Source organism: Citrobacter sp. Igbk 17, from assembly GCF_028069775.1.
In the GTDB taxonomy this organism is placed as follows: domain Bacteria; phylum Pseudomonadota; class Gammaproteobacteria; order Enterobacterales; family Enterobacteriaceae; genus Citrobacter.
In genome coordinates this window covers 29,693-51,254 of sequence record NZ_JANEWI010000029.1, presented here as the reverse complement: position 1 = coordinate 51,254, position 21,562 = coordinate 29,693, and the positions used below count along the sequence as shown (strand labels likewise).

General features: G+C 51.6%; 18 protein-coding genes. 6 read left to right on the top strand and 12 right to left on the bottom strand.

Annotation, left to right across the window (positions count from 1 at the left end):
- Positions 1 to 123: 123 nt before the first annotated feature.
- From lolE to lolC, 3 genes are read right to left on the bottom strand one after another with little or no spacing between them, the layout of a single operon-like run.
- Positions 124 to 1,368 (bottom strand): lipoprotein-releasing ABC transporter permease subunit LolE, encoded by a 1,245-nt coding sequence (gene lolE / locus NNO08_RS16640; protein WP_271457132.1) that lies wholly within the window; start codon positions 1,366 to 1,368, stop codon positions 124 to 126.
- Positions 1,368 to 2,069, bottom strand: coding sequence for a lipoprotein-releasing ABC transporter ATP-binding protein LolD (lolD, locus tag NNO08_RS16635; RefSeq protein ID WP_003832278.1), 702 nt, complete (start codon positions 2,067 to 2,069; stop codon positions 1,368 to 1,370). Before lolD ends, lolE begins: the two co-directional genes overlap by 1 nt.
- Positions 2,062 to 3,261, bottom strand: coding sequence for a lipoprotein-releasing ABC transporter permease subunit LolC (lolC, locus tag NNO08_RS16630; protein WP_271457131.1), 1,200 nt, complete (start codon positions 3,259 to 3,261; stop codon positions 2,062 to 2,064). Before lolC ends, lolD begins: the two co-directional genes overlap by 8 nt.
- A gap of 260 nt (positions 3,262 to 3,521) precedes the next feature.
- On the opposite strand from lolC, the gene NNO08_RS16625 reads away from it, so the two are divergent.
- The 3 genes from NNO08_RS16625 (at position 3,522) to ldtC (ending at position 9,266) form a co-directional block, all read left to right on the top strand.
- Positions 3,522 to 4,586 (top strand): acyltransferase family protein, encoded by a 1,065-nt coding sequence (locus NNO08_RS16625; protein WP_271457134.1) that lies wholly within the window; start codon positions 3,522 to 3,524, stop codon positions 4,584 to 4,586.
- A 119-nt stretch (positions 4,587 to 4,705) separates the two neighbouring features.
- Positions 4,706 to 8,152, top strand: a complete 3,447-nt coding sequence (gene mfd, locus NNO08_RS16620; protein WP_271457130.1) for a transcription-repair coupling factor — start codon at positions 4,706 to 4,708, stop codon at positions 8,150 to 8,152.
- A gap of 148 nt (positions 8,153 to 8,300) precedes the next feature.
- On the top strand, positions 8,301 to 9,266 hold the full coding sequence (ldtC, locus tag NNO08_RS16615; protein WP_271440877.1) for a L,D-transpeptidase LdtC: 966 nt from the start codon (positions 8,301 to 8,303) through the stop codon (positions 9,264 to 9,266).
- Between the two features lie 84 nt (positions 9,267 to 9,350).
- On the opposite strand, the gene bhsA is transcribed toward ldtC, so the two are convergent.
- Entirely contained in the window at positions 9,351 to 9,608 is a 258-nt protein-coding gene (gene bhsA, locus NNO08_RS16610) for a multiple stress resistance protein BhsA (protein WP_040231961.1), read from the bottom strand.
- Between the two features lie 243 nt (positions 9,609 to 9,851).
- On the opposite strand from bhsA, the gene comR reads away from it, so the two are divergent.
- Both comR and NNO08_RS16600 read left to right on the top strand, forming a co-directional pair.
- Positions 9,852 to 10,487 (top strand): TetR family copper-responsive transcriptional repressor ComR, encoded by a 636-nt coding sequence (gene comR, locus NNO08_RS16605; RefSeq protein ID WP_202038893.1) that lies wholly within the window; start codon positions 9,852 to 9,854, stop codon positions 10,485 to 10,487.
- Positions 10,488 to 10,741: 254 nt separating this feature from the next.
- A complete protein-coding gene (locus tag NNO08_RS16600) occupies positions 10,742 to 12,922 on the top strand; it encodes a TonB-dependent siderophore receptor (RefSeq protein WP_271457129.1) in 2,181 nt (726 codons plus the stop codon).
- 56 nt (positions 12,923 to 12,978) lie between these two features.
- Here the strand turns inward: NNO08_RS16600 and NNO08_RS16595 are convergent, their stop codons facing one another.
- From NNO08_RS16595 to hinT, 8 genes are all read right to left on the bottom strand, one after another.
- Positions 12,979 to 13,518 carry a glycine zipper 2TM domain-containing protein gene (locus NNO08_RS16595; protein ID WP_048211960.1) on the bottom strand — a complete coding sequence of 180 codons (540 nt, stop codon included), beginning with the start codon at positions 13,516 to 13,518 and terminating at the stop codon, positions 12,979 to 12,981.
- A gap of 168 nt (positions 13,519 to 13,686) precedes the next feature.
- A complete protein-coding gene (gene ndh, locus NNO08_RS16590) occupies positions 13,687 to 14,991 on the bottom strand; it encodes an NADH-quinone dehydrogenase (RefSeq protein ID WP_271457128.1) in 1,305 nt (434 codons plus the stop codon).
- Between the two features lie 236 nt (positions 14,992 to 15,227).
- Complete coding sequence (gene ycfP / locus NNO08_RS16585) at positions 15,228 to 15,770, bottom strand: alpha/beta hydrolase YcfP (RefSeq protein WP_061067733.1); 543 nt, start codon at positions 15,768 to 15,770, stop codon at positions 15,228 to 15,230.
- Positions 15,771 to 15,791: 21 nt separating this feature from the next.
- Positions 15,792 to 16,817: a beta-N-acetylhexosaminidase gene (nagZ, locus tag NNO08_RS16580; protein ID WP_271454597.1), complete on the bottom strand. Its 1,026-nt coding sequence runs from the start codon at positions 16,815 to 16,817 to the stop codon at positions 15,792 to 15,794.
- Positions 16,818 to 16,827: 10 nt separating this feature from the next.
- Entirely contained in the window at positions 16,828 to 17,652 is an 825-nt protein-coding gene (gene thiK / locus NNO08_RS16575; RefSeq protein WP_271457127.1) for a thiamine kinase, read from the bottom strand.
- A complete protein-coding gene (gene lpoB / locus NNO08_RS16570; protein WP_048212601.1) occupies positions 17,633 to 18,265 on the bottom strand; it encodes a penicillin-binding protein activator LpoB in 633 nt (210 codons plus the stop codon). Before lpoB ends, thiK begins: the two co-directional genes overlap by 20 nt.
- A gap of 22 nt (positions 18,266 to 18,287) precedes the next feature.
- The gene (locus NNO08_RS16565; RefSeq protein WP_137382959.1) at positions 18,288 to 18,662 is read right to left on the bottom strand and encodes a YcfL family protein; all 375 of its coding nucleotides are present in this window, start codon (positions 18,660 to 18,662) and stop codon (positions 18,288 to 18,290) included.
- 2 nt (positions 18,663 to 18,664) lie between these two features.
- On the bottom strand, positions 18,665 to 19,024 hold the full coding sequence (gene hinT / locus NNO08_RS16560; protein ID WP_005121105.1) for a purine nucleoside phosphoramidase: 360 nt from the start codon (positions 19,022 to 19,024) through the stop codon (positions 18,665 to 18,667).
- Positions 19,025 to 19,372: 348 nt separating this feature from the next.
- On the opposite strand from hinT, the gene fhuE reads away from it, so the two are divergent.
- Complete coding sequence (fhuE, locus tag NNO08_RS16555; protein WP_271457126.1) at positions 19,373 to 21,559, top strand: ferric-rhodotorulic acid/ferric-coprogen receptor FhuE; 2,187 nt, start codon at positions 19,373 to 19,375, stop codon at positions 21,557 to 21,559.
- Positions 21,560 to 21,562 lie beyond the last annotated feature (3 nt).

The window sequence follows — 21,562 nt, the reverse complement described above, 5'->3', positions numbered from 1 at the left end:
TCCTTCAGGCTGCCTCTGCGTTGGCTGCACCCTCACACCCCGTCACATCGTTGTTTATGCGTCTGGTGATTTTCGGGCTTGCCGCCTTGAGACAGCATGAATGCCTTAGTGTATATCTTGTTGTTATTGGCCGCTAAGTACTCTCGCAGGGTCAATATTGCTGGCGCGACGCGCCGGATACCAACTTGCCAAAAGACTCAGCAACAATGCTGTCACCAACACGTAAATCACATCCAGCCAGTGCAATTCAGATGGCAGGAAGTCAATAAAATAAATATCGCCCGAAAGGAACTGATGGCCGATAAGCGCCTCAATACCATTGATGATCGGTGTGAGCTGCAGAGAAACAACAACACCAATAACCACACCTATCAGACTACCGAACAGACCCGCCAGCAGTCCATACCAGACGAAGATAGCGCGGATCAACCCGTCTTTCGCCCCCAGCGTTCTTAATACCGCAATATCACCGCTCTTGTCTTTTACCGCCATCACTAACGTTGAAACGATATTGAAACAGGCAACGCCAATCACCAACACCATGGCCAGATACATAATGGCGCGAATCATCTGGATATCGCGATACATATAGCCGTAAGTACCGATCCAGCTCTTAATGTAGACATAGTTGTTGGTCACTTCACCGGCGTCTCTGACCAACTTATTGGCGTTAAAGACATCGTTGACCTTCAGGGCAATCCCGGAAACGCTGGAGCCCATATCCAGATACTGCTGCGCGTCTTCCATTGGGATCATGGCGAAGCTGTGATCGAGCTGACCGCTCAGTTGCAGAATACCGGTAACGTGCAAACGCACACGTTTAGGCTGCTGTAGCTTGTGATCGGCGCTGGCATTGGGGATCATAATCGACACCCAATCCCCCTGCTTCACCTTCAGCGCGTCAGCAATCCCCTTACCAATAATGACCTGCTGCTCACCCGCTTTGAAATTATCCCAGGCATGGTTTTGCACAAATGACGGTAGCGCACTTAAACGTTGCTCCTGCTTCGGATCCACGCCTTTTACCTGTACGGCACGCAAGTTCGCCCCACTCTCCACCAGCCCGGTGAAATTGATATACGGCGCTGCAGCGACAATACCCGGTACCTTCTGCACGTTGACCAGCGCTTCCTGCCAGTTATTCCACGGCTGGTTCACCGCTTCTATCTCACCGTGCGGCACAACCGCCAGAATACGGTTGTTCAGCTCGCGCTCAAAACCGTTCATGGCGCTCAAACCGACAATCAATACCGCCACACCTAATGCAATACCGATGGTGGAGATGACGGAAATCAGCGAAACCATACCGCCGCGCCGCCGACCACGGCTAAAACGTAACCCAATCAATAACGATAAAGGCGAAGCCATTACTCTGCTCCCATCAGGCTCAGTTCGGCCGTCAGGCGACCATCGCGCATTTCAAGCTGGCGGCTCATGCGCTTCGCCAGTTGCAGATCGTGCGTCACAACCAGAAATGCTGTGCCCTGAGAACGGTTCAACTCACCCAGAAGCTCAAAAATACTGTCCGCGTTACGCGCATCAAGGTTACCTGTTGGCTCATCTGCCAACACCAGACGCGGGTTATTCACCAGCGCACGGGCAATCGCAACACGTTGACGCTCGCCGCCTGAGAGTTCGGACGGACGGTGGCTGGCACGGTGATCCAGCCCAACCGCTTTCAGCATGTCACGTGCGCGCTCGGTAATTTCAGCCGGCTTCTTCTTGCCAATCAGTAGCGGCATCGCCACGTTTTCCAGCGCGGTAAAGTCTGGCAACAAATGGTGGAACTGGTAAATAAATCCGAGCTTCTGATTACGCAGTTCCGCTTTCGCCGCTGACGAGAGTTTGCTCATCGGTTGACCGCTAAAAATGACGTCGCCGGAAGTCGGCGTATCCAGCCCGCCGAGCAGATGAAGCAATGTACTTTTGCCGGAGCCTGAGCTGCCGACAATCGCCATCATCTCACCCTCGCCGACGCAAAAACTGACATCGTGCAGAACATCAGTCTGCACCGTGCCTTCCTGATAGCGTTTGCACAGGTTGTCGCATTGCAACAGGATCTTATTCATAACGTAAAGCCTCAGCGGGTTGAGTGGCGGCAGCGCGCCAGGAAGGATAAAGCGTAGACAGCAGTGCGATGGCCATTGCCACCAGTGCAATAACGATCACCTGCAACGGCTCAATAGCGACAGGCAACGCGGCACCGTCCAGCAGCACGCCGATAATCGGCATCAGGTTGTTCAGTTGGCTGGCAAGCAACGTGCCCAGCACGGCCCCCAGCAGCGCGCCGATAATCCCGGCACTGGCCCCTTGAACCATAAACACCATCATTATTTGCCGCGGCGTGAGCCCCTGCGTTTGTAAAATCGCCACTTCCCCTTGCTTCTCCATTACCATCAGACCCAGCGAGGTAATAATATTAAACGCCGCTACCGCCACGATCAGGCTCAGCAACAGCCCCATCATGTTTTTTTCCATTCGCACCGCCTGGAACAGCTCACCTTTACGCTCGCGCCAGTCCTGCCATTTGGTGCCTTGCGGTAACGTTTGTTGACTCAGCGTATCAACCTTGAGCGGTTCATTTAGCCACAGACGCCAGCCGGTGATATTGCCTGCCGGATAACGCATCAGACGTGACGCATCCTGGATGTTGGTCAACATCTGATAACCATCGACTTCACTATTGGCGGCAAAGGTACCAATCACCGTAAACAAACGCTGGCTCGGCAAGCGTCCCATTGGCGTAAACTGGCTGGCAGAAGGCACCATCACGCGAATTTGATCGCCGCGATTCACACCTAACTGTCCGGCAAGCTGCTCACCGAGGATGACATTATACTTACCCGGTTCGAGATCTGTTTGCTTCACATTGACCAGATACGGCGTTAACGGATCTTTTTGCGCCGGGTCGATGCCCAGCATCACCCCGACTGCCACGCTACGCGCACTCTGCAGGACCACATCGCCCGTTGTTAGCGGCGCAACACGGTTGACGCCGTTCAATACCACGGCTTTTTCCGGCAACTGCTGCGGGTTAAGAGAGCCTTGCTCAGCCGAGAGAATAGCCTGAGGCATCAGACCAAGGATGTTATTTTGCAGCTCGCGCTCGAAACCGTTCATCACCGACAATACCGTGACCAGCGCCATTACCCCAAGAGTAATGCCAATGGTAGAGAGCCAGGAAACGAAACGACCGAAGCGATCTGCTGCACGCCCACGCATATAACGCAGGCCAATGAATAGAGCGACAGGTTGGTACATGAAATCCGTCTGGTTGCTGTTAGCAAAGTCACGAGTATATAAGCGAAAGCGGGATGGGTAAATGACTGAACCGTAAGTGTTCGTCAGCATTGTTCTGAAAAGTATAACCAAATCAATTCGCTAAAGTTTCCACTTTTCCCTCATCCTTTGTTCCTGATCTTTATCTTAAAAAAATAAAAAGCAGACGGTTACGCATTACAGCGAAGGAAGGGTTTTGCAGGATGGCAGGCTATCTCACACACTATGGATACGCCACTGCAATGAATAAAAAAGAGTTATGGATTAATCAAATCAAAGGGTTATGTATCTGCCTGGTAGTTATTTACCACTCGGTCATTACCTTTTATCCCCATCTCACCGCCTTTCAGCATCCACTCTCACAGGTGCTAACCAAATGCTGGATCTACCTCAATCTGTATCTGGCACCGTTTCGCATGCCAGTCTTTTTCTTTATTTCGGGCTATCTGATCCGCCGCTACATTGCAAACATCCCGTGGACAACCTGTGTAGACAAACGCATCTGGAGTATTGCCTGGGTGCTGATACTGTGGGGAATCGTGCAATGGCTGGCGTTGACCACGCTCAATAACTGGCTGGCTCCGCAACGTGACCTGGGCCATGCGGCCAATGCAGCCTATGCCGGTTCACTGGGAGACTTTACCCGGGGAATGCTCACAGCCAGCACCAGTCTGTGGTATCTGTATGCGCTGATTGTCTATTTTGTCTTGTGTAAGATCTTCAGCCGCTGGGCATTACCGCTACTGGGACTGTTTGCATTGCTGAGTGTGGCAATCAACTTTTTCCCGACCCCATGGTGGGGGCTAAACAGCGTAATACGTAATTTGCCCTGGTACAGTCTCGGCGCCTGGTTTGGCGCAACGCTGATGACGTGGATCAAAGACGTTCCCCTGCGCCGTCACGCAGTCATCGTAGCGGTGAGTACACTGGTGGCTGTCATCGCCTGGCGGGCAAATATTTCGCTATTACTCTCACTGGTTTCCATCGTACTCATCATGAAGTTGTTTTATCAATTTGAACAACGTTTTGGCATGAGTGCATCCAGTCCATTAAGCGTGATAGGTTCCAATACTATCGCCATCTACACCACCCACCGAATTCTGGTGGAACTGATTAGTTTAACGCTGCTTCCCAAACTCAATCATACCGTCTGGTCCGCAAACGCAGAGCTGGCCCTGCTACTGATGTACCCGTTCGTCTGCTTACTGTTGTGTACGCTGGTCGGACTAATGGTTCGAAAGATTTCACAAAAAACCGTTGCCGACCTGCTCTTCTCACCGCCGTCTTTCTCCATCGTTTCCCGCTAAACCTTACGCGCTTTTTGCCCCCATCCGGGGGCGAATCAATTTGCTTATGAGAAACGATCACGGATAATAAAGAAACATTGCTTATCAGACGTATATCCAAACGAGATCCTGACAACCGAATGCCTGAACAACATCGTTACACGCTTCCAGCCGGCGCTTCCGATCTGCGCCAGTTGGGTGAACTTACCGGTGCCGCCTGCGCGACGCTGGTCGCAGAAATCGCCGAACACCATCCGGGACCCGTGGTGCTTATCGCGCCAGACATGCAAAATGCCTTGCGTCTGCATGATGAAATTCGTCAGTTTACCGACCAGATGGTGATGAATCTGGCTGACTGGGAAACACTGCCCTATGACAGTTTTTCCCCGCATCAGGAAATTATCTCCTCGCGGCTCTCCACGTTGTATCAACTGCCCGCGATGCAACGCGGTGTGCTGATCGTACCGGTCAACACGTTGATGCAGCGCGTCTGCCCGCACAGCTATCTACACGGTCATGCGCTGGTGATGAAAAAGGGCCAGCGCCTGTCGCGTGATGCCCTGCGTGAGCAACTGGACAGCGCCGGTTATCGCCATGTTGATCAGGTTATGGAGCACGGTGAATACGCCACACGTGGTGCGTTGTTGGACTTGTTTCCAATGGGCAGTGAACTGCCTTATCGCCTTGATTTCTTTGATGACGAAATCGACAGCCTGCGTCTGTTTGACACCGATACACAACGCACGCTGGAAGAAGTCGACGCCATTAATTTGCTGCCTGCCCACGAATTTCCTACCGATAAAACAGCCATTGAGCTGTTCCGCAGCCAGTGGCGCGATACCTTTGAAGTTAAACGTGACGCCGAGCATATTTACCAGCAGGTCAGTAAAGGCACGTTACCTGCCGGGATTGAATACTGGCAACCGCTGTTTTTCAGTGAACCGCTACCACCGCTGTTCAGCTACTTCCCTGCCAATACGCTGTTAGTGAATACCGGTGATATTGAAACCAGCGCAGAACGTTTCCAGGCAGATACACTGTCACGCTTTGAGAATCGGGGTGTCGATCCGATGCGCCCACTGCTGCCGCCAGAATCGCTGTGGCTACGGGTTGATGAGCTTTTTTCTGAACTTAAACGCTGGCCTCGCGTCCAGCTCAAAACCGAAAGTCTGGCAAACAAAGCGGCAAACACTAATCTGGGATTCCAGAAGCTGCCGGACATCGCCGTACAAGCGCAACAGAAATCGCCACTGGATGCGCTGCGTAAATTTCTGGAAACCTTTAACGGTCCGGTCATTTTCTCGGTAGAGAGTGAAGGCCGCCGTGAAGCACTCGGCGAACTTCTGGCTCGCATCAAAGTTGCGCCAAAACGTATTTTACGCCTTGATGAAGCCGCCGACAGCGGTCGTTATCTGATGATTGGTGCGGCAGAACATGGTTTCATTGATACCAAACGCAACCTGGCACTGATTTGCGAAAGCGATCTCCTTGGTGAGCGCGTGGCACGCCGCCGCCAGGATTCCCGCCGCACGATTAACCCGGATACATTGATCCGAAACCTCGCTGAGCTGCATCCGGGGCAGCCCGTCGTGCATCTTGAGCACGGCGTGGGTCGCTATGCAGGGATGACCACGCTGGAAGCAGGCGGCATTACTGGCGAATACCTGATGCTCACCTACGCCAACGACGCCAAATTGTATGTACCGGTGTCATCGTTGCATTTGATAAGCCGCTATGCCGGAGGCGCGGAAGAGAATGCCCCGCTGCATAAACTTGGCGGAGATGCCTGGTCGCGCGCCAGGCAGAAAGCCGCCGAGAAGGTGCGTGACGTCGCGGCGGAGTTGCTGGATATTTACGCCCAGCGTGCGGCAAAAGAAGGTTTTGCCTTTAAGCACGACCGCGAGCAGTATCAGCTGTTTTGTGACAGCTTCCCGTTTGAAACCACACCCGATCAGGCGCAGGCCATCAACGCGGTACTCAGCGATATGTGCCAACCGCTGGCAATGGACCGTCTGGTGTGTGGTGACGTCGGCTTCGGCAAAACCGAAGTGGCGATGCGCGCCGCATTCCTCGCCGTCGAGAACCACAAACAGGTGGCCGTTTTAGTGCCGACTACCCTGCTCGCTCAGCAGCATTTCGACAACTTCCGTGACCGCTTTGCCAACTGGCCCGTGCGCATTGAGATGTTGTCCCGTTTTCGTAGCGCCAAAGAGCAAGCACAGATTCTGGAGCAGGTTGCCGAAGGTAAAATCGATATTCTCATCGGCACGCACAAACTGCTGCAAAGCGATGTGAAACTCAAAGATTTGGGTCTGCTGATTGTTGATGAAGAGCACCGCTTCGGTGTCCGTCACAAAGAGCGTATTAAAGCGATGCGCGCCGATGTTGATATTCTGACGCTGACCGCAACCCCGATCCCGCGTACGCTCAATATGGCGATGAGCGGCATGCGCGATCTGTCCATTATCGCCACACCGCCCGCGCGTCGTCTGGCCGTCAAAACCTTTGTGCGCGAGTATGACAATCTGGTGGTACGCGAGGCTATCCTGCGTGAAGTGCTGCGCGGCGGTCAGGTCTACTATCTGTTCAACGATGTGGAAAACATCCAGAAAACCGCTGACAGGCTGGCAGAGCTGGTACCGGAAGCACGTATCGGGATTGGACACGGGCAAATGCGCGAACGCGAGCTGGAACGTGTGATGAACGATTTCCACCATCAGCGCTTCAACGTGCTGGTGTGTACCACCATCATCGAAACCGGGATCGACATTCCAACCGCTAACACCATTATTATCGAGCGCGCTGACCATTTCGGGTTGGCACAATTGCACCAGCTACGCGGACGCGTGGGACGTTCACACCATCAGGCCTATGCCTGGCTGTTGACGCCGCATCCGAAAGCGATGACCACCGATGCACAAAAACGCCTTGAGGCAATTGCCTCACTGGAAGATTTGGGTGCAGGTTTTGCGCTGGCCACTCACGACCTCGAGATCCGCGGCGCGGGAGAACTTTTGGGTGAAGATCAGAGCGGTTCGATGGAAACCATCGGCTTCTCACTGTACATGGAACTGCTGGAAAATGCGGTTGATGCGCTAAAAGAGGGACGCGAACCGTCGCTCGAAGATCTCACCAACCAGCAAACTGAAGTCGAGCTGCGGATGCCTTCGTTACTGCCAGATGACTACATTCCCGATGTGAATACGCGACTGTCGTTCTACAAGCGTATTGCCAGTGCAAAAGGCGAAAACGAGCTGGAAGAGATTAAAGTTGAACTGATTGACCGTTTTGGTTTGTTGCCTGACCCGGCCCGTACGCTGCTGGATATTGCCCGTTTGCGCCAGCAAGCGCAAAAACTGGGTATCAGAAAGCTAGAAGGCAATGAAAAAGGCGGGACGATTGAGTTTGCCGAGAAGAACCACGTCAACCCGGTGTGGCTGATTGGCTTACTACAAAAGCAACCCCAACACTTCCGTCTGGATGGCCCAACCCGGCTGAAGTTCATGCAAGATTTGAGCGAGCGTAAAACCCGTATCGACTGGGTACGTCAATTTATGCGTCAACTTGAAGAAAACGCCATAGCGTAGCGTTCCTGCCGGGTGAGCGCGGTGCTTACCCGGCCGATGAATTTACAAACTCTTTGCACTTCCCTGCACTTCCCGACACAGCAAACCGCCATAATTCCTGTTTACTTTTACATTATAAAAACCACGTAAAAACAATGGATTTATGGTGATGTTAAACAATAAACAACTCTCTCGCTGGCTAACGCTTTTTACGCTCGCGGCGACCGTCGCGTTAGCGCTTCCGGCTAAAGCGAATACCTGGCCGCTCCCGCCGCCAGGCAGTAAACTGGTGGGTGAAAATGCCACTCACGTTGTCGAAAACAACGGCGGATCGCTGGAAGCCATTGCGAAAAAATACAACGTCGGCTTTTTAGCGCTGCTGCAGGCTAACCCCGGCGTCGATCCATACGTACCTCGCCCGGGCAGTGTTTTAACCATCCCATTGCAAACTCTGCTGCCGGATGCCCCACGCGAAGGGATTGTCATTAACCTCGCCGAACTGCGTCTTTACTATTACCAGCCAGGGACAAAATCGGTGACCGTGTATCCCATTGGCATTGGCCAGTTAGGCGGCGACACCCTGACCCCAACAATGGTCACCACCATCTCTGATAAGCGTGCCAACCCGACCTGGACACCAACGGCGAATATCCGCGCACGGTATAAAGCCAATGGTATCGACCTCCCTGCTGTAGTACCTGCCGGGCCAGATAACCCGATGGGGCATCATGCTATCCGCTTAGCGGCTTACGGCGGTGTGTATTTGCTGCATGGGACCAACGCGGATTTTGGCATCGGTATGCGTGTCAGTTCTGGGTGTATTCGCCTGCGTGACGGTGATATTGAAACCTTATTCCGTCAGGTTACGCCGGGAACCAAAGTGAACATCATCAACACGCCGATTAAAGCCTCCGTTGAACCTAACGGTATGCGCCTGGTTGAAGTACACCAACCGCTGTCAGAAAAGATTAATGACGACCCGCAGTTACTGCCAATCGTGTTGAATTCATCAATGCAGAGCTTTAAAAATGCGGCACAGACAGACGCCGCTGTAATGGAGCATGCAATGGAGCTACGCTCAGGCATGCCGGTAGACGTGACACGCCACCACGATGTTCCCGCACAAACGCTGTAAATTCAGGTTATAAAAAAACCCCCGCCGGTTTGTTCCCGCGGGGGTTTTTTATTGAATTCGCAGTGGCATGCGAGGGTTTACAACTTATTTGTAGATAACTGCAGTCCCGTGAAGGGTGTTAGGACCGGTAACAGAAGTAATACGGAATGACTTCGCACCCATTTCATCGGCTTTCTGTGCCAGTTGATCTTCCAGAGAACCTAAGTTAGTCCCGGCGTTGGCAGAGATAATACCGACTTTCTGTTGGCCTGCAGGTGTAGCCTGAACTTCAACAGCGGCAAAGCTTGCAAATGAAAGTGAGCTCAGGACAGCAGCGACAAAAAGAGTTTTTACGTTTTTCATGATAGTGACCTTTAGCAGATGAATGTATGCCGTAAGCGATTAACTTAACGATCGATAGGTAAATCATAGATGTGATCCAGGTCACACGTCAACATTTTTTTATAACGATTGTTATTTAAAACATAAAGGCCTTATTTTTCATATCAATAGCATTGAATTATTTTTATCGTGAATGCACTGGAGTGTCTGCACGATTATTTTTATAATGGTTATTCAATAAACCCAACCAGGTACAACGGCACCATGACAACTGAAACGACAAGTTGTGCAAAAAAAAGCCGTGGCCGACCAAAAGTGTTCGACAGGGAAGCCGCGCTTGATAAGGCCATGACACTCTTCTGGCAGCACGGATATGAAGCGACATCGCTCGCCGATCTCGTAGAAGCAACCGGGGCAAAAGCGCCGACGCTGTATGCAGAATTTACCAATAAGGAAGGACTGTTTCGTGCCGTACTGGACCGCTATATCAGTCGCTTCGCGGCAAAACACGAAGCCCAACTGTTTTGTGAAGAAAAAAACCTCGAATCCGCACTCGAGGACTATTTCACTGCCATAGCGACCTGCTTCACCAGTAAAGACACGCCTGCGGGATGCTTTATGATTAACACATCCGCCACGCTGGCCGCCTCCTCCCGGGACATTGCGCACACGGTTAAATCCCGTCACGCCATGCAGGAGCAGACGCTGGCTCAGTTTCTGCATCAACGACAAGAAAAGGGCGAAATACCGACACACTGCGATGTACAAAAGTTGGCTGAATATCTGAACTGTATTTTGCAGGGTATGTCGATCAGCGCCCGCGAAGGAGCCACATTCGAAAAACTGATGCAAATCGCGCACACCACGTTACGATTGTGGCCTGAACTGATTAAAGATTAACCCTTTCAACACGACCCACGTCTTAATGTCATCACCGGGAGCTTACGCTGCTCCCGGTAGAAACGGCACTTCTTAATCCCTACATTCTTTATTGTTTTCATTAGGTTAATGCATTTCTTTTGTAAAATATATTGATAATGTCAATCATTATTAGCAATATTCGCATTTGCCTTAATACCTGTTTCATAATGTAACGATCGGTTTCTATCGCCGTAAAAATAAAAACAGACCAACAAATTTTATAAGGAATACAAATGAATAAGCATCTCTGGGTGCTCAATCCTCTGTTACTGTCTTTAACCCTACCGGCAATGGCAGCAGAAGAAGAAGATCTCATCGTCAGCGCCAACCGTAGTCAACGTACCGTGTCTCAAATGGCACAAACTACATGGGTTATCGAAGGTAGAGAGATTGAACAGCAGGTTCAGGGGGGGAAAGAGTTTAAGGATGTTCTTGCTCAGTTGGTCCCCGGAATCGACGTCAGCAGCCAGGGACGGACCAACTACGGGATGAACATGCGTGGTCGCGCCATCGTTGTGCTTATTGACGGTGTTCGTCTCAACTCTTCCCGCACTGACAGCCGTCAGCTCGACTCCATTGATCCGTTTAATATTGCACACATTGAAGTCATCTCCGGGGCAACATCGCTGTACGGCGGCGGAAGTACCGGTGGTTTGATCAACATCGTCACCAAAAAAGGTCAGCCTGAGCGTGAAGTTGAACTCGAGCTGGGCAGCAAAAGCGGATTCAACAACAGTAACGATCATGACGAACGGGTTGCCGCCGCAGTTAGCGGAGGAACCGACCGCGCATCCGGACGCATGTCTGTCGCTTATCAACGATTTGGTGGTTGGTATGATGCCAACCACGATGCCTTAATGCTCGATAATACCCAAACCGGGCTGCAGCATTCCGATCGCCTGGACCTGATGGGTACCGGGACGATTGAGCTTGATGACGACCGCCAGCTGCAGTTGGTTACGCAGTACTACAAAAGCCAGGGCGATGACGACTACGGACTGAATCTCGGCGAGAACATGTCCGCCGTGACGGGAACCGGTAACGCTACTACCAGCAGCGGTCTCAATTCCGACCGAATCCCCGGCACGGAACGGCATCTGATCAGTCTGCAATATTCCGATGCCAATTTCTTCGGCCAGAATCTGGTCAGCCAGATCTATTACCGTGACGAATCACTCAAATTCTATCCTTTCCCTACGCTGAGCAAAGGTAAGGTCACCAGTTTCTCCGCATCACAACAGGATACTGACCAGTTTGGTGCCAAAATCACCCTCAACAGCCAGCTGATGGAAAACTGGGAGCTGACATGGGGGATCGACGCCGATCACGAAACATTCTATTCCAATCAAGAATTCTTCGATCTGGCTTATTCTCTCCCCTCCGGCGGTATGGATAACCGAACGGCCTACACCACCGGGCGCTATCCCGGTTACAGCATCACCAACTTTGCGCCTTTCCTGCAAAACAGCTACGACATTAATGACATCTTTACGCTTAGCGGCGGTATCCGCTACCAGTGGACTGAAAACCGCGTTGATGATTTTGTCGGCTATACGCAACAACAAGGCATCGCAACGGGCCTGGCGAACTCTGCTGATAGTATCCCGGGTGGCAAAGCAGATTATGATAACTTCCTGTTTAACGCGGGCATCCTCGCACACCTGACCGACCGCCAGCAGACCTGGTTCAACTTCTCTCAAGGTGTGGAACTTCCCGACCCCGGAAAATACTACGGCAACGGTACCTACTCGCTGGTTGGCGATCATTATCAGCTCCAGCGCAGCGTTAACGTAGCGGATTCACGCCTGGAAGGCATTAAAGTTAACTCTTACGAACTGGGGTGGCGCTACACCGGCGATAATCTGCGTACACAGCTCGCCGCTTACTATTCCACGTCTGATAAATCGATCGTCGTTAACCGCGACGATATGACCATTAACGTAAAGCCCGACGATCGCCGGATTTATGGCCTTGAAGGCGCGGTGGATTATTTCATTGCTGATACGGACTGGAGTCTGGGAAGTAACTTCAACATCATTAAATCGGAAGTGAAGCAAAACGGTAAATGGCAAAAATGGGATGTCACTCTGGCTTCGCCATCTAAAGCCACCGCATGGGTTGGCTGGGCACCGGAACCGTGGTCGCTGCGTGTACAGAGTCAGCAGACATTTGACCTAAGCGACGCCAATGGCAACAAGCTGGATGGGTACAATACGATGGACTTTATCGGCAGCTATCAGCTCCCGCTGGGTAAACTGACCTTTAGCGTTGAGAACCTGCTGAATGAAGAGTACACCACCCTGTGGGGACAGCGTGCACCGTTACTCTACAGCCCGACCTATGGCAGTCCATCCTTGTATGAATACAAAGGCCGGGGTCGCACCTTTGGTTTGAACTATGCCTTAACCTTCTAATAAAAAAAGCCCCCCATCCTGAGCGATGGGGGGCTAATGTTCAGGATAACGCTATTTTACGCCTTGTTATTCAGAACCAACTGGCCGTTGTTATCCAGCGGAATTTGCGTACCGGGATCTTTATCCATACGGATTTTGCCCTGCTGATCGCCAATTTTATACGTTACGTCGTAGCCCAGCATTTTTTCTGATTTGTCATACACTGTTTTACAACGTTGTTGTGTGGTCGTGTACGTATCGTTTTCCTGCATTGAACCCTGAATCTGGTTACCTGCATAACCGCCACCTAACGCACCGGCAACGGTCGCAATGTCTTTTCCGCGTCCACCACCAAACTGATGACCAATTACGCCCCCGGCAACCGCACCCAGCACGGAACCGGCAATACGGTTTTCATCCTGTACAGGTTTACGGTGAGTAACCGTCACGTTACGACACTCCTGGCGCGGTGTTTTTACCGTTTCTTTAATCGGTGTTGCAGAGACGACTTGTGCAAACTGTGGGCCACGCTCAAAAACGTTTAGACTGGCCACCGCTGCCACACCCAGCGCAGCAGCTACGCCAATCCCTATACCCGCCAACATTGATTTATTCACGGGACTTCCTCCTTTTTTGCTATTAGCAACAACTTTGCAACAGAAGGTAAATAATGCCAATCAGATTACGGATGAAAATCGCGGAGAGAGGGGGTAAAGCAGCATGATTCAGAGAACTCTGAAAGAAAGTGCCGGATGAACCTTTCCATCCGGCATTACAAGCCAGTATTAGTGCAGTTTAAGACGCGGACGAATCACACGGTTGATGCTGCCAACCAACATCATCAGGCCGGTTTTGAAGTAACCGTGCAGCGCAATCTGGTGCATACGGTACAGTGAAATGTAGACAAAGCGCGCAATACGCCCTTCCACCATCATTGAGCCACGCGTCAGGTTCCCCATCAGGCTACCCACGGTAGAGAAGTTGGAGAGAGAAACCAGAGAACCGTGATCTTTATACTGATACGCTTTCAGCGGTTTACCGTTCATCTGTGCCAGAATGTTGTTCATCGCGCAGGATGCCATCTGGTGCGCAGCCTGGGCACGCGGCGGCACAACCCCCCCTTCCGGACGCGCACAGGAAGCACAGTCACCAATCGCATAGATGTCCGGATCACGCGACGTCTGCAGGGTCGGTTCAACCACCAACTGGTTGATACGGTTGGTTTCAAGACCACCAATTTCTTTCATAAAGTCTGGCGCTTTGATACCTGCTGCCCACACCATCAGATCGGCTTTGATGTACTCACCCTCTTTGGTATGCAACCCACCTTCGTCAGCACTGGTTACCATCGTCTGAGTCAGTACACGTACGCCCAGTTTGGTTAATTCGTTATGCGCAGCACTGGAGATCCGTGGCGGCAACGCTGGCAGAATGCGTTCACCGGCTTCCACCAGTGTGACGTTCAGCGCTTCGTTGGTCAGCCCTTTATAACCATAGCTATGCAACTGTTTTACCGCATTGTGCAGCTCAGCGGAGAGTTCTACTCCCGTTGCACCACCACCGACGATAGCGATATTCACTTTGCCGTTCGCGCCCAGATTTGCGGAATACTTCAGGAACAGATTCAGCATTTCCTGGTGGAAGCGACGCGCCTGGTGCGGGTTATCGAGGAAAATACAGTTTTCTTTGACACCTGGCGTGTTGAAATCGTTGGACGTACTGCCCAGCGCCATCACCAGCGTGTCATACGGCACTTTACGCTCGGGGACCAGCAGATCGCCCTTCTCATCTCGCAACTCAGCAATCGTAATAGTCTTCGCTTCACGATCGATATCCATCACCGACCCCAACTGGAACTGGAACCCGTGGTTACGGGCATGCGCCAAATAGCTCAGCGCATCAACACCTTCATCCAGCGATCCTGTTGCCACTTCGTGCAGCAACGGTTTCCACAGGTGGCTGTGGTTTCTGTCTACCAGCGTGATTTTTGCCTTTTTCTTACGACCCAGTTTTTTACCCAACTGCGTCGCCATTTCCAGTCCGCCAGCACCGCCGCCGACAATCACGATCCTTTTCAATGGTGTAGTCAACGTGCCCCCCTCAAATTTATTAACCAATTGTTAATTAAAAGTTATGCGCATAGCCTTTAATTAACAACAAGTTACGATAATGAAAATGTTCTTCGAGACTGAGAATAACACGAACGGTGCATTGGTCATACCAAAATTGATATGTATCAAGTTTTGATGCTGAAAAGATAGACAACCCAGACTTTTAGGACAAAAAAACCAGCCCGAAGGCTGGTTTTTTAAACGCTCATTGGAGATTAACCTAACGTTTTGAACGCTTTGATTCGCTGCAAATGTGGGGAGATATTTTTGAATTTATGGGTTTGTTCTTCATCCCATACAATTTCATAGTAATGATGCAGTTCCTCCGACGAACGCTGGCTGTTCAGGGCTTCATCATGGCGTGACAGAATAACCAGGCAGCGATCGCGATTCTTCTCGCGGAAGTTGGTCACACATTTTGTAGCGATATCAGCATACTCTTCCGGCCTGTCGATTTTCCCTTCCATATTCTCATACGGAAACAGGTTAGGGTTAAACACCACCTGACGAATATCACACAGGAAACCAATCCGCTCAGCCCAATACCCTCCCAACCCAACGCCGCAAATCAATGGTCGATCATCCACATTAAGCTGCAACATTTTGTCCACTTCTTTCAGCAGATGCTGCATATCATGTTTAGGATGCCGCGTACTGTAGCTAATCAGCCTGACATCTGGGTCAATGAATTGCAGTTGCAATACTTTCTCGTGGTTGCCCGGACTGTTAGAGTCAAAACCGTGTAAATAGATAATCATCGCATCCTCGCCAAACTTGCGTTAATGACCTGCTTTCTCTTCCTGCCAACGCTCATGAAGCTGGTTGAGCTGGGCGCTTACTGTCTTCCAGCGAGCCGAGTCCATCAGTTCCTGACGTGAAAATGAACCTTTATGATACAAACGTGTAACACGTTCTGCATTGATCGGCGACAGATTATCTAAAACACTGACCGCACCCTTACGATTATTGCAGACCAGGATCATATCGCAACCTGCATCCAGTGATGCCTGCCCGCGCTCTGCGTAGCTCCCCATAATTGCTGCGCCTTCCATCGACAAATCGTCGGAGAAAATCACGCCATCGAAACCGAGCTCCTGGCGAAGCACTGTTTTCAGCCAGTGGGGTGAGCCGCTCGCGGGTCGCGGGTCTACATCACTGTAAATAACGTGCGCCGGCATAATTGCATCCAGTTTGTTTTCAGTGATTAACGTCTGGAATACCGACATATCTTTCGCACGGATCTCGGCTTCCGGACGCGGATCGGTTGGCGTTTCTTTATGCGAATCCGCCGTCACTGCACCATGTCCTGGGAAGTGTTTACCGGTCGTTTTCATGCCGGCCGCATGCATGCCATCAATAAAGCGGGTTGCCATCGCCAACGCTTTCGCGGGTTCGGCATGATAAGAACGTTCACCAATCGCAGCACTGATATGTCCCACATCCAGAACGGGCGCAAAGCTAATATCAATATCCATTGCGATCATTTCACTGGCCATCAGCCATCCAGCTTCCTGAGCCAGTTTGCCCCCCTCTTCCAGCCCATGCAGTGCAGAAAAAGATTGCGCCGCAGGCAGACGGGTAAAACCTTCACGAAAGCGCTGGACGCGTCCCCCTTCCTGATCCACTGCCACTACCAGATGATTGCGCGACGCGGCACGGATCTGGCGAACCAGTTCACGTAGCTGTTCCGGGTCATGATAATTTCGGGTAAAGAGGATTAACCCGCCTACCAGTGGATGCGCCAGAATCTCACGCTCTTCAGCGTCCAGCTCATACCCTTCGACATCCAACATTACTGGGCCCACACTGCTCTCCTTATCCTTTTATTGTTAGCTGCCGCCAGGTTTCATCGGCCAGCCTGATAAATTGCCGATCGCCGGTTTGTTGCCAGCGATACTCAAACCATCCCACCTTCAGCATCATCACCCACAGCTGCCAACGTCTGACCTGCCGCCACAGGGCATCGGGTTCAATATGCGCATGTTTGGCGTAGGCATCGACCAACTGTCGGTGCTGGGATTCATCCGCGGCCCACACTGCCGCGAGTTCAAGAGCAATATCACCGTCTCCGGCGTATTCCCAGTCGATTAACCGCAGTCCCGACGCCGTGCGTACAATATTGTCGCCGTGAACATCCATATGCAATGGTCCCAAACGTAAGGGATGCGGCTCACCTTTGGTTCTTAGTCGCTTTAGCAGTCGCAACCAGCGCGGCGTTCGGCGCGCCGGATCGCTACACTGCCAGTACTGTTCGAGCAGTGGCAACAGGTTGATTCGCCAGCCCAGACGGGGTTGCTGATGCAAATAATACAGCAAGCCTGCGAGTTCGTCGGCTTCCGGTAATCTGGATTCTACCTTACCGTGAAAAAAATCGACTGCCATCCATCCCCGCGTATAAAAACGAGGTCTGGGGGCAAGATTCTCAGGCAGATGTTTTAACGCGTGATACTGACGTAGAAAATGCGATTCTGGCGCGTAAGGATCGTGATGACAGCGCAGCACTAAACGGTGGGCTTGATGTTCGATGATGCAGCTCCCGCCGCTCAAACCGCTTTGGCTGGAGACGACGGGATGATACTGCGGGAAATAGCGCGACAGAACTTCATCGCGCGTCAGTCTGTTATTGTTGCTGAACGGCACCTTTACCTGACCAGATTATCTCGCCAGTTTGTACCAGCATTAATTGCATTTGCAGAGCAGGTGAATTGACGTTACCAGAAGCGCTGGAATAGAGCACATACTGAGCGCCAACGTTACGGGCAATACCAATCGCTTTGCTGCGTGTTCCCAGGCTGTCGTTCGGCGACAGACCTAACTGCTGCTTGGCTACTGCCAACTGCTGCGCAGAAACCAGGGTAAATTTACCATTATTCGCCAGTGCATTTCGCAAAGTCTCGGTGGCTTCACCTGCGTTTAACGAGCCGTTGGTACGGTTATTTACGCTATCAACCAGCAGTACCCCCCCAGCTTTCACACCCTCAGCCTGCAGCATTTTGCCGACCATCGGCTGCATTGCCCCGTTCCAGTCATAATGACGCTGACGTGGGGTTGGCTGCGCCGTTTGGTCCTCGTGTTCAATCGGACCCGGCTGCTGCGGTATGGTTGGCACCGTTGGTACCACCGGAACTGGCTGTTGCGGTTGTACGGGTTGTTCCGGCACCGGCTTCACTTCCTCTACTGGCGCTGGCTCACGTTGAGCCACACAACCAGAGAGAAACATCGCCAGCGCGGCAATCAATGCGTAGCGATTCATTTTGATCTTCAAGATTCACCCCTTACAAATAAAGATAAAGCCTAACCTTGTGCGCCCCCAGATAATTGGCGCTGCCGTACAGCGTTACCGACGAACGAGCCGGAATAGTGATGCTGCGTGGCGCTTCCAGAGGGTGCATCTCCAGCCCTCTGGCGTCATACCAGTAAAACCGATAATGAACGGTGACAGGTTCTTGTCTTTCGTTATAGAGTCGTGAGGATGCAGAGGCCTGAATATCAGACGTTGTTAACTCAGGCGGCTCTGCGGTGATACCCGCCGCCAGTATTGTTGATTCCATCACCAGAGACTGTTCATCACTGACCGGAATTTCCGGGTGTGAACGGCAGCCAGCCAGCAACAGCAGACCCAACGTAAGCGCAATGCATCCTCTGGTCATTATTAAAGACCTTTATGCGCGAGCATTGGACCAAGCGCACGTCCACCCAGCAGATGCATATGAATGTGATACACCTCCTGACCGCCGTGACGGTTGGTATTCATAATCAAACGGTATCCATCTTCGGCAATGCCTTCCTGCTCAGCGATTTTCGCCGCCACTGTAATCATTCGTCCCAGCGCCTGCTCATGCTCTGCCGTCACATCGTTAACGGTTGGGATTAAAACGTTCGGGATGATCAGAATATGCGTTGGTGCCTGAGGTGAAATATCACGAAACGCAGTGACCAGCTCATCCTGGTATACGATGTCCGACGGAATTTCACGACGAATAATTTTGCTGAATATAGTTTCTTCTGCCACGACGTTTTCCTTTTTCATTAAGAGCCCATGCGTTGTGCCATGCTACGCCGGGTGACTCTGCGAGTATAGAGTATGAGCGAGTTACTCACGCTCTTTCAACTTTAACCCTCGATTTTTTAAGCAAAAAGCCCTGCCAGTGCTGTTCTTATAACCATTTCCCGGCGCTATCGCTCAGACATAGTACTGAAACAATATTTCATTTATGCGTAGCATTTGTTTACACATTGAATATGAATGCGTATATTTCGCATTTGCATTCTCATGCAAGAAAAATAATTAACAGCCAAAGGGTTCATTACGCACTCACGTGATTCGAACTTAATATTAATAATTATCAAGGACTTTCCGATGTCTTTCACAACACACTATAGGGACGAACAGCATCGTTCTGCCATTGTCCCATCCCTCCTGACTGCCTGCATCGCGGCTGCGTTATTGCCTTGTACCAGCCTCGCCGCCTCCGCAGAAGAGACGGTGATCGTTGATGGTTCAGCCTCCGCCACATCCAGTGATGAGCAGGATTACAGCGTTAAATCGACATCCGCAGGCACAAAAATGCAGATGACACAGCGAGATATCCCGCAATCCGTCAGCATCGTCAGCCAACAGCGTATGGAAGATCAGCAGCTCCAGACACTGGGCGATGTGATGGACAATACACTGGGGATCAGCAAAAGCCAGGCGGACTCTGACCGCAGCAGCTATTTCTCTCGCGGATTCCAGATCGATAACTACATGGTCGATGGGATCCCGACCTATTTTGAATCCCGTTGGAATCTCGGCGATGCCCTTTCTGACACGGCTTTGTTTGAACGTGTAGAAGTGGTTCGTGGTGCAAACGGGTTAATGACCGGCACGGGGAATCCTTCGGCATCGATTAACATGATCCGTAAACATGCAACCAGCCGCGAGTTCACGGGGAATGTCTCCGCGGAATACGGCAGTTGGAATAAGCAACGCTATGTGACGGATTTGCAAAGCCCATTGACGGCAGACGGCAACGTGCGCGCTCGCATCGTGGCAGGTTATCAAAATAACGATTCCTGGCTTGACCGCTACAACAATGAAAAAATGTTTTTCTCGGGGATTGTCGATGCCGATCTGGGCGACACCACCAGCCTGTCGGCAGGTTACGAATACCAGCGTATTGATATCAACAGTCCAACCTGGGGCGGCTTGCCGCGCTGGAATACCGATGGCAGCAAAAACAACTACGACCGCTCGCGCAGTACCTCGCCGGACTGGACCTACAATGACAAGGACATCAACAAAGTCTTCGTGACACTCAAACAGCGTTTCGCGGATACCTGGCAAACAACCCTGAATGCCACACACTCCGAGGTCAAGTTCGACAGCAAGATGATGTACGTCGACGCTTACGTTAATAAAGCTGACGGCACACTGATTGGTCCCTATGGCAACTATGGACCGGGCTATGATTACGTTGGTGGAACAGGCTGGAACAGCGGGAAACGTAAAGTCGATGCCGTCGATCTCTTTGCCGATGGTGGCTACGACCTGTTTGGTCGTCAGCATAACCTGATGCTGGGCGGCAGTTACAGCAAGCAAAATAACCGTTATGAAAGCTCGTGGGCAAATGTATTCCCTAACGAAATAGGTAGCTTCTATACCTACGACGGTAACTTCCCGGAAACCAACTGGAATCCACAATCGCTGGCCCAGGACGATACCACGCACATGAAATCGCTGTATGCCGCGACACGCATTTCGCTGGCCGACCCATTGCATTTGATCGTCGGCGCGCGTTATACCAACTGGCGTATCGATACCCTGACCTACAGCATGGAACAAAACCACACTACGCCCTATGCGGGTCTGGTTTATGACATCGATGATAACTGGTCCACTTACGCCAGCTATACCTCTATCTTCCAGCCGCAAAACAAACGCGACAGTTCCGGTAAATATCTCGCCCCGATTACCGGCAACAACTACGAGGTTGGTCTGAAATCAGACTGGATGAACAGCCGTTTAACCACAACCCTCGCTGTATTCCGCATTGAGCAGGATAACGTGGCGCAATCAACCGGCGTACCAATCGCCGGTAGCAATGGCGACACCGCCTATAAAGCGATGGATGGAACGGTCAGCAAAGGCGTTGAATTCGAAGTAAACGGTGCGATCACGGATAACTGGCAGATGACTTTCGGTGCAACGCGGTACGTTGCGGATGACAACGAAGGCAATGCCGTCAATCCGAACCTGCCGCGTACTACGGTAAAATTGTTCACCCGTTATAACCTGCCTGCCCTGCCGGCACTGACCGTGGGGGGTGGAGTTAACTGGCAGAATCGCGTGTATAGCGATACCGTGACGCCATACGGCACGTTCCGTGCAGAACAGGGAAGCTACGCGCTGGTGGATTTATTCACTCGCTACCAGGTAACGAAGAACTTCGCCATCCAGGGCAACATCAACAACCTGTTCGATAAAACCTACGATACCAATGTCGAAGGCTCTATCGTCTATGGTGAGCCGCGTAACGTCAGCCTCACCGCCAGCTACCAGTTCTGATAA

Excerpts from the sequence above, each read along its gene's own strand:
- lolE (WP_271457132.1), bottom strand. The coding sequence starts at position 1,368 with ATGGCTTCGCCTTTATCGTTATTGATTGGGTTACGTTTTAGCCGTGGT.
- lolD (WP_003832278.1), bottom strand. The coding sequence starts at position 2,069 with ATGAATAAGATCCTGTTGCAATGCGACAACCTGTGCAAACGCTATCAG.
- lolC (WP_271457131.1), bottom strand. The coding sequence starts at position 3,261 with ATGTACCAACCTGTCGCTCTATTCATTGGCCTGCGTTATATGCGTGGG.
- NNO08_RS16625 (WP_271457134.1), top strand. The coding sequence starts at position 3,522 with ATGAATAAAAAAGAGTTATGGATTAATCAAATCAAAGGGTTATGTATC.
- mfd (WP_271457130.1), top strand. The coding sequence starts at position 4,706 with ATGCCTGAACAACATCGTTACACGCTTCCAGCCGGCGCTTCCGATCTG.
- ldtC (WP_271440877.1), top strand. The coding sequence starts at position 8,301 with ATGTTAAACAATAAACAACTCTCTCGCTGGCTAACGCTTTTTACGCTC.
- bhsA (WP_040231961.1), bottom strand. The coding sequence starts at position 9,608 with ATGAAAAACGTAAAAACTCTTTTTGTCGCTGCTGTCCTGAGCTCACTT.
- comR (WP_202038893.1), top strand. The coding sequence starts at position 9,852 with ATGACAACTGAAACGACAAGTTGTGCAAAAAAAAGCCGTGGCCGACCA.
- NNO08_RS16600 (WP_271457129.1), top strand. The coding sequence starts at position 10,742 with ATGAATAAGCATCTCTGGGTGCTCAATCCTCTGTTACTGTCTTTAACC.
- ycfP (WP_061067733.1), bottom strand. The coding sequence starts at position 15,770 with ATGATTATCTATTTACACGGTTTTGACTCTAACAGTCCGGGCAACCAC.
- lpoB (WP_048212601.1), bottom strand. The coding sequence starts at position 18,265 with ATGAATCGCTACGCATTGATTGCCGCGCTGGCGATGTTTCTCTCTGGT.
- NNO08_RS16565 (WP_137382959.1), bottom strand. The coding sequence starts at position 18,662 with ATGACCAGAGGATGCATTGCGCTTACGTTGGGTCTGCTGTTGCTGGCT.
- fhuE (WP_271457126.1), top strand. The coding sequence starts at position 19,373 with ATGTCTTTCACAACACACTATAGGGACGAACAGCATCGTTCTGCCATT.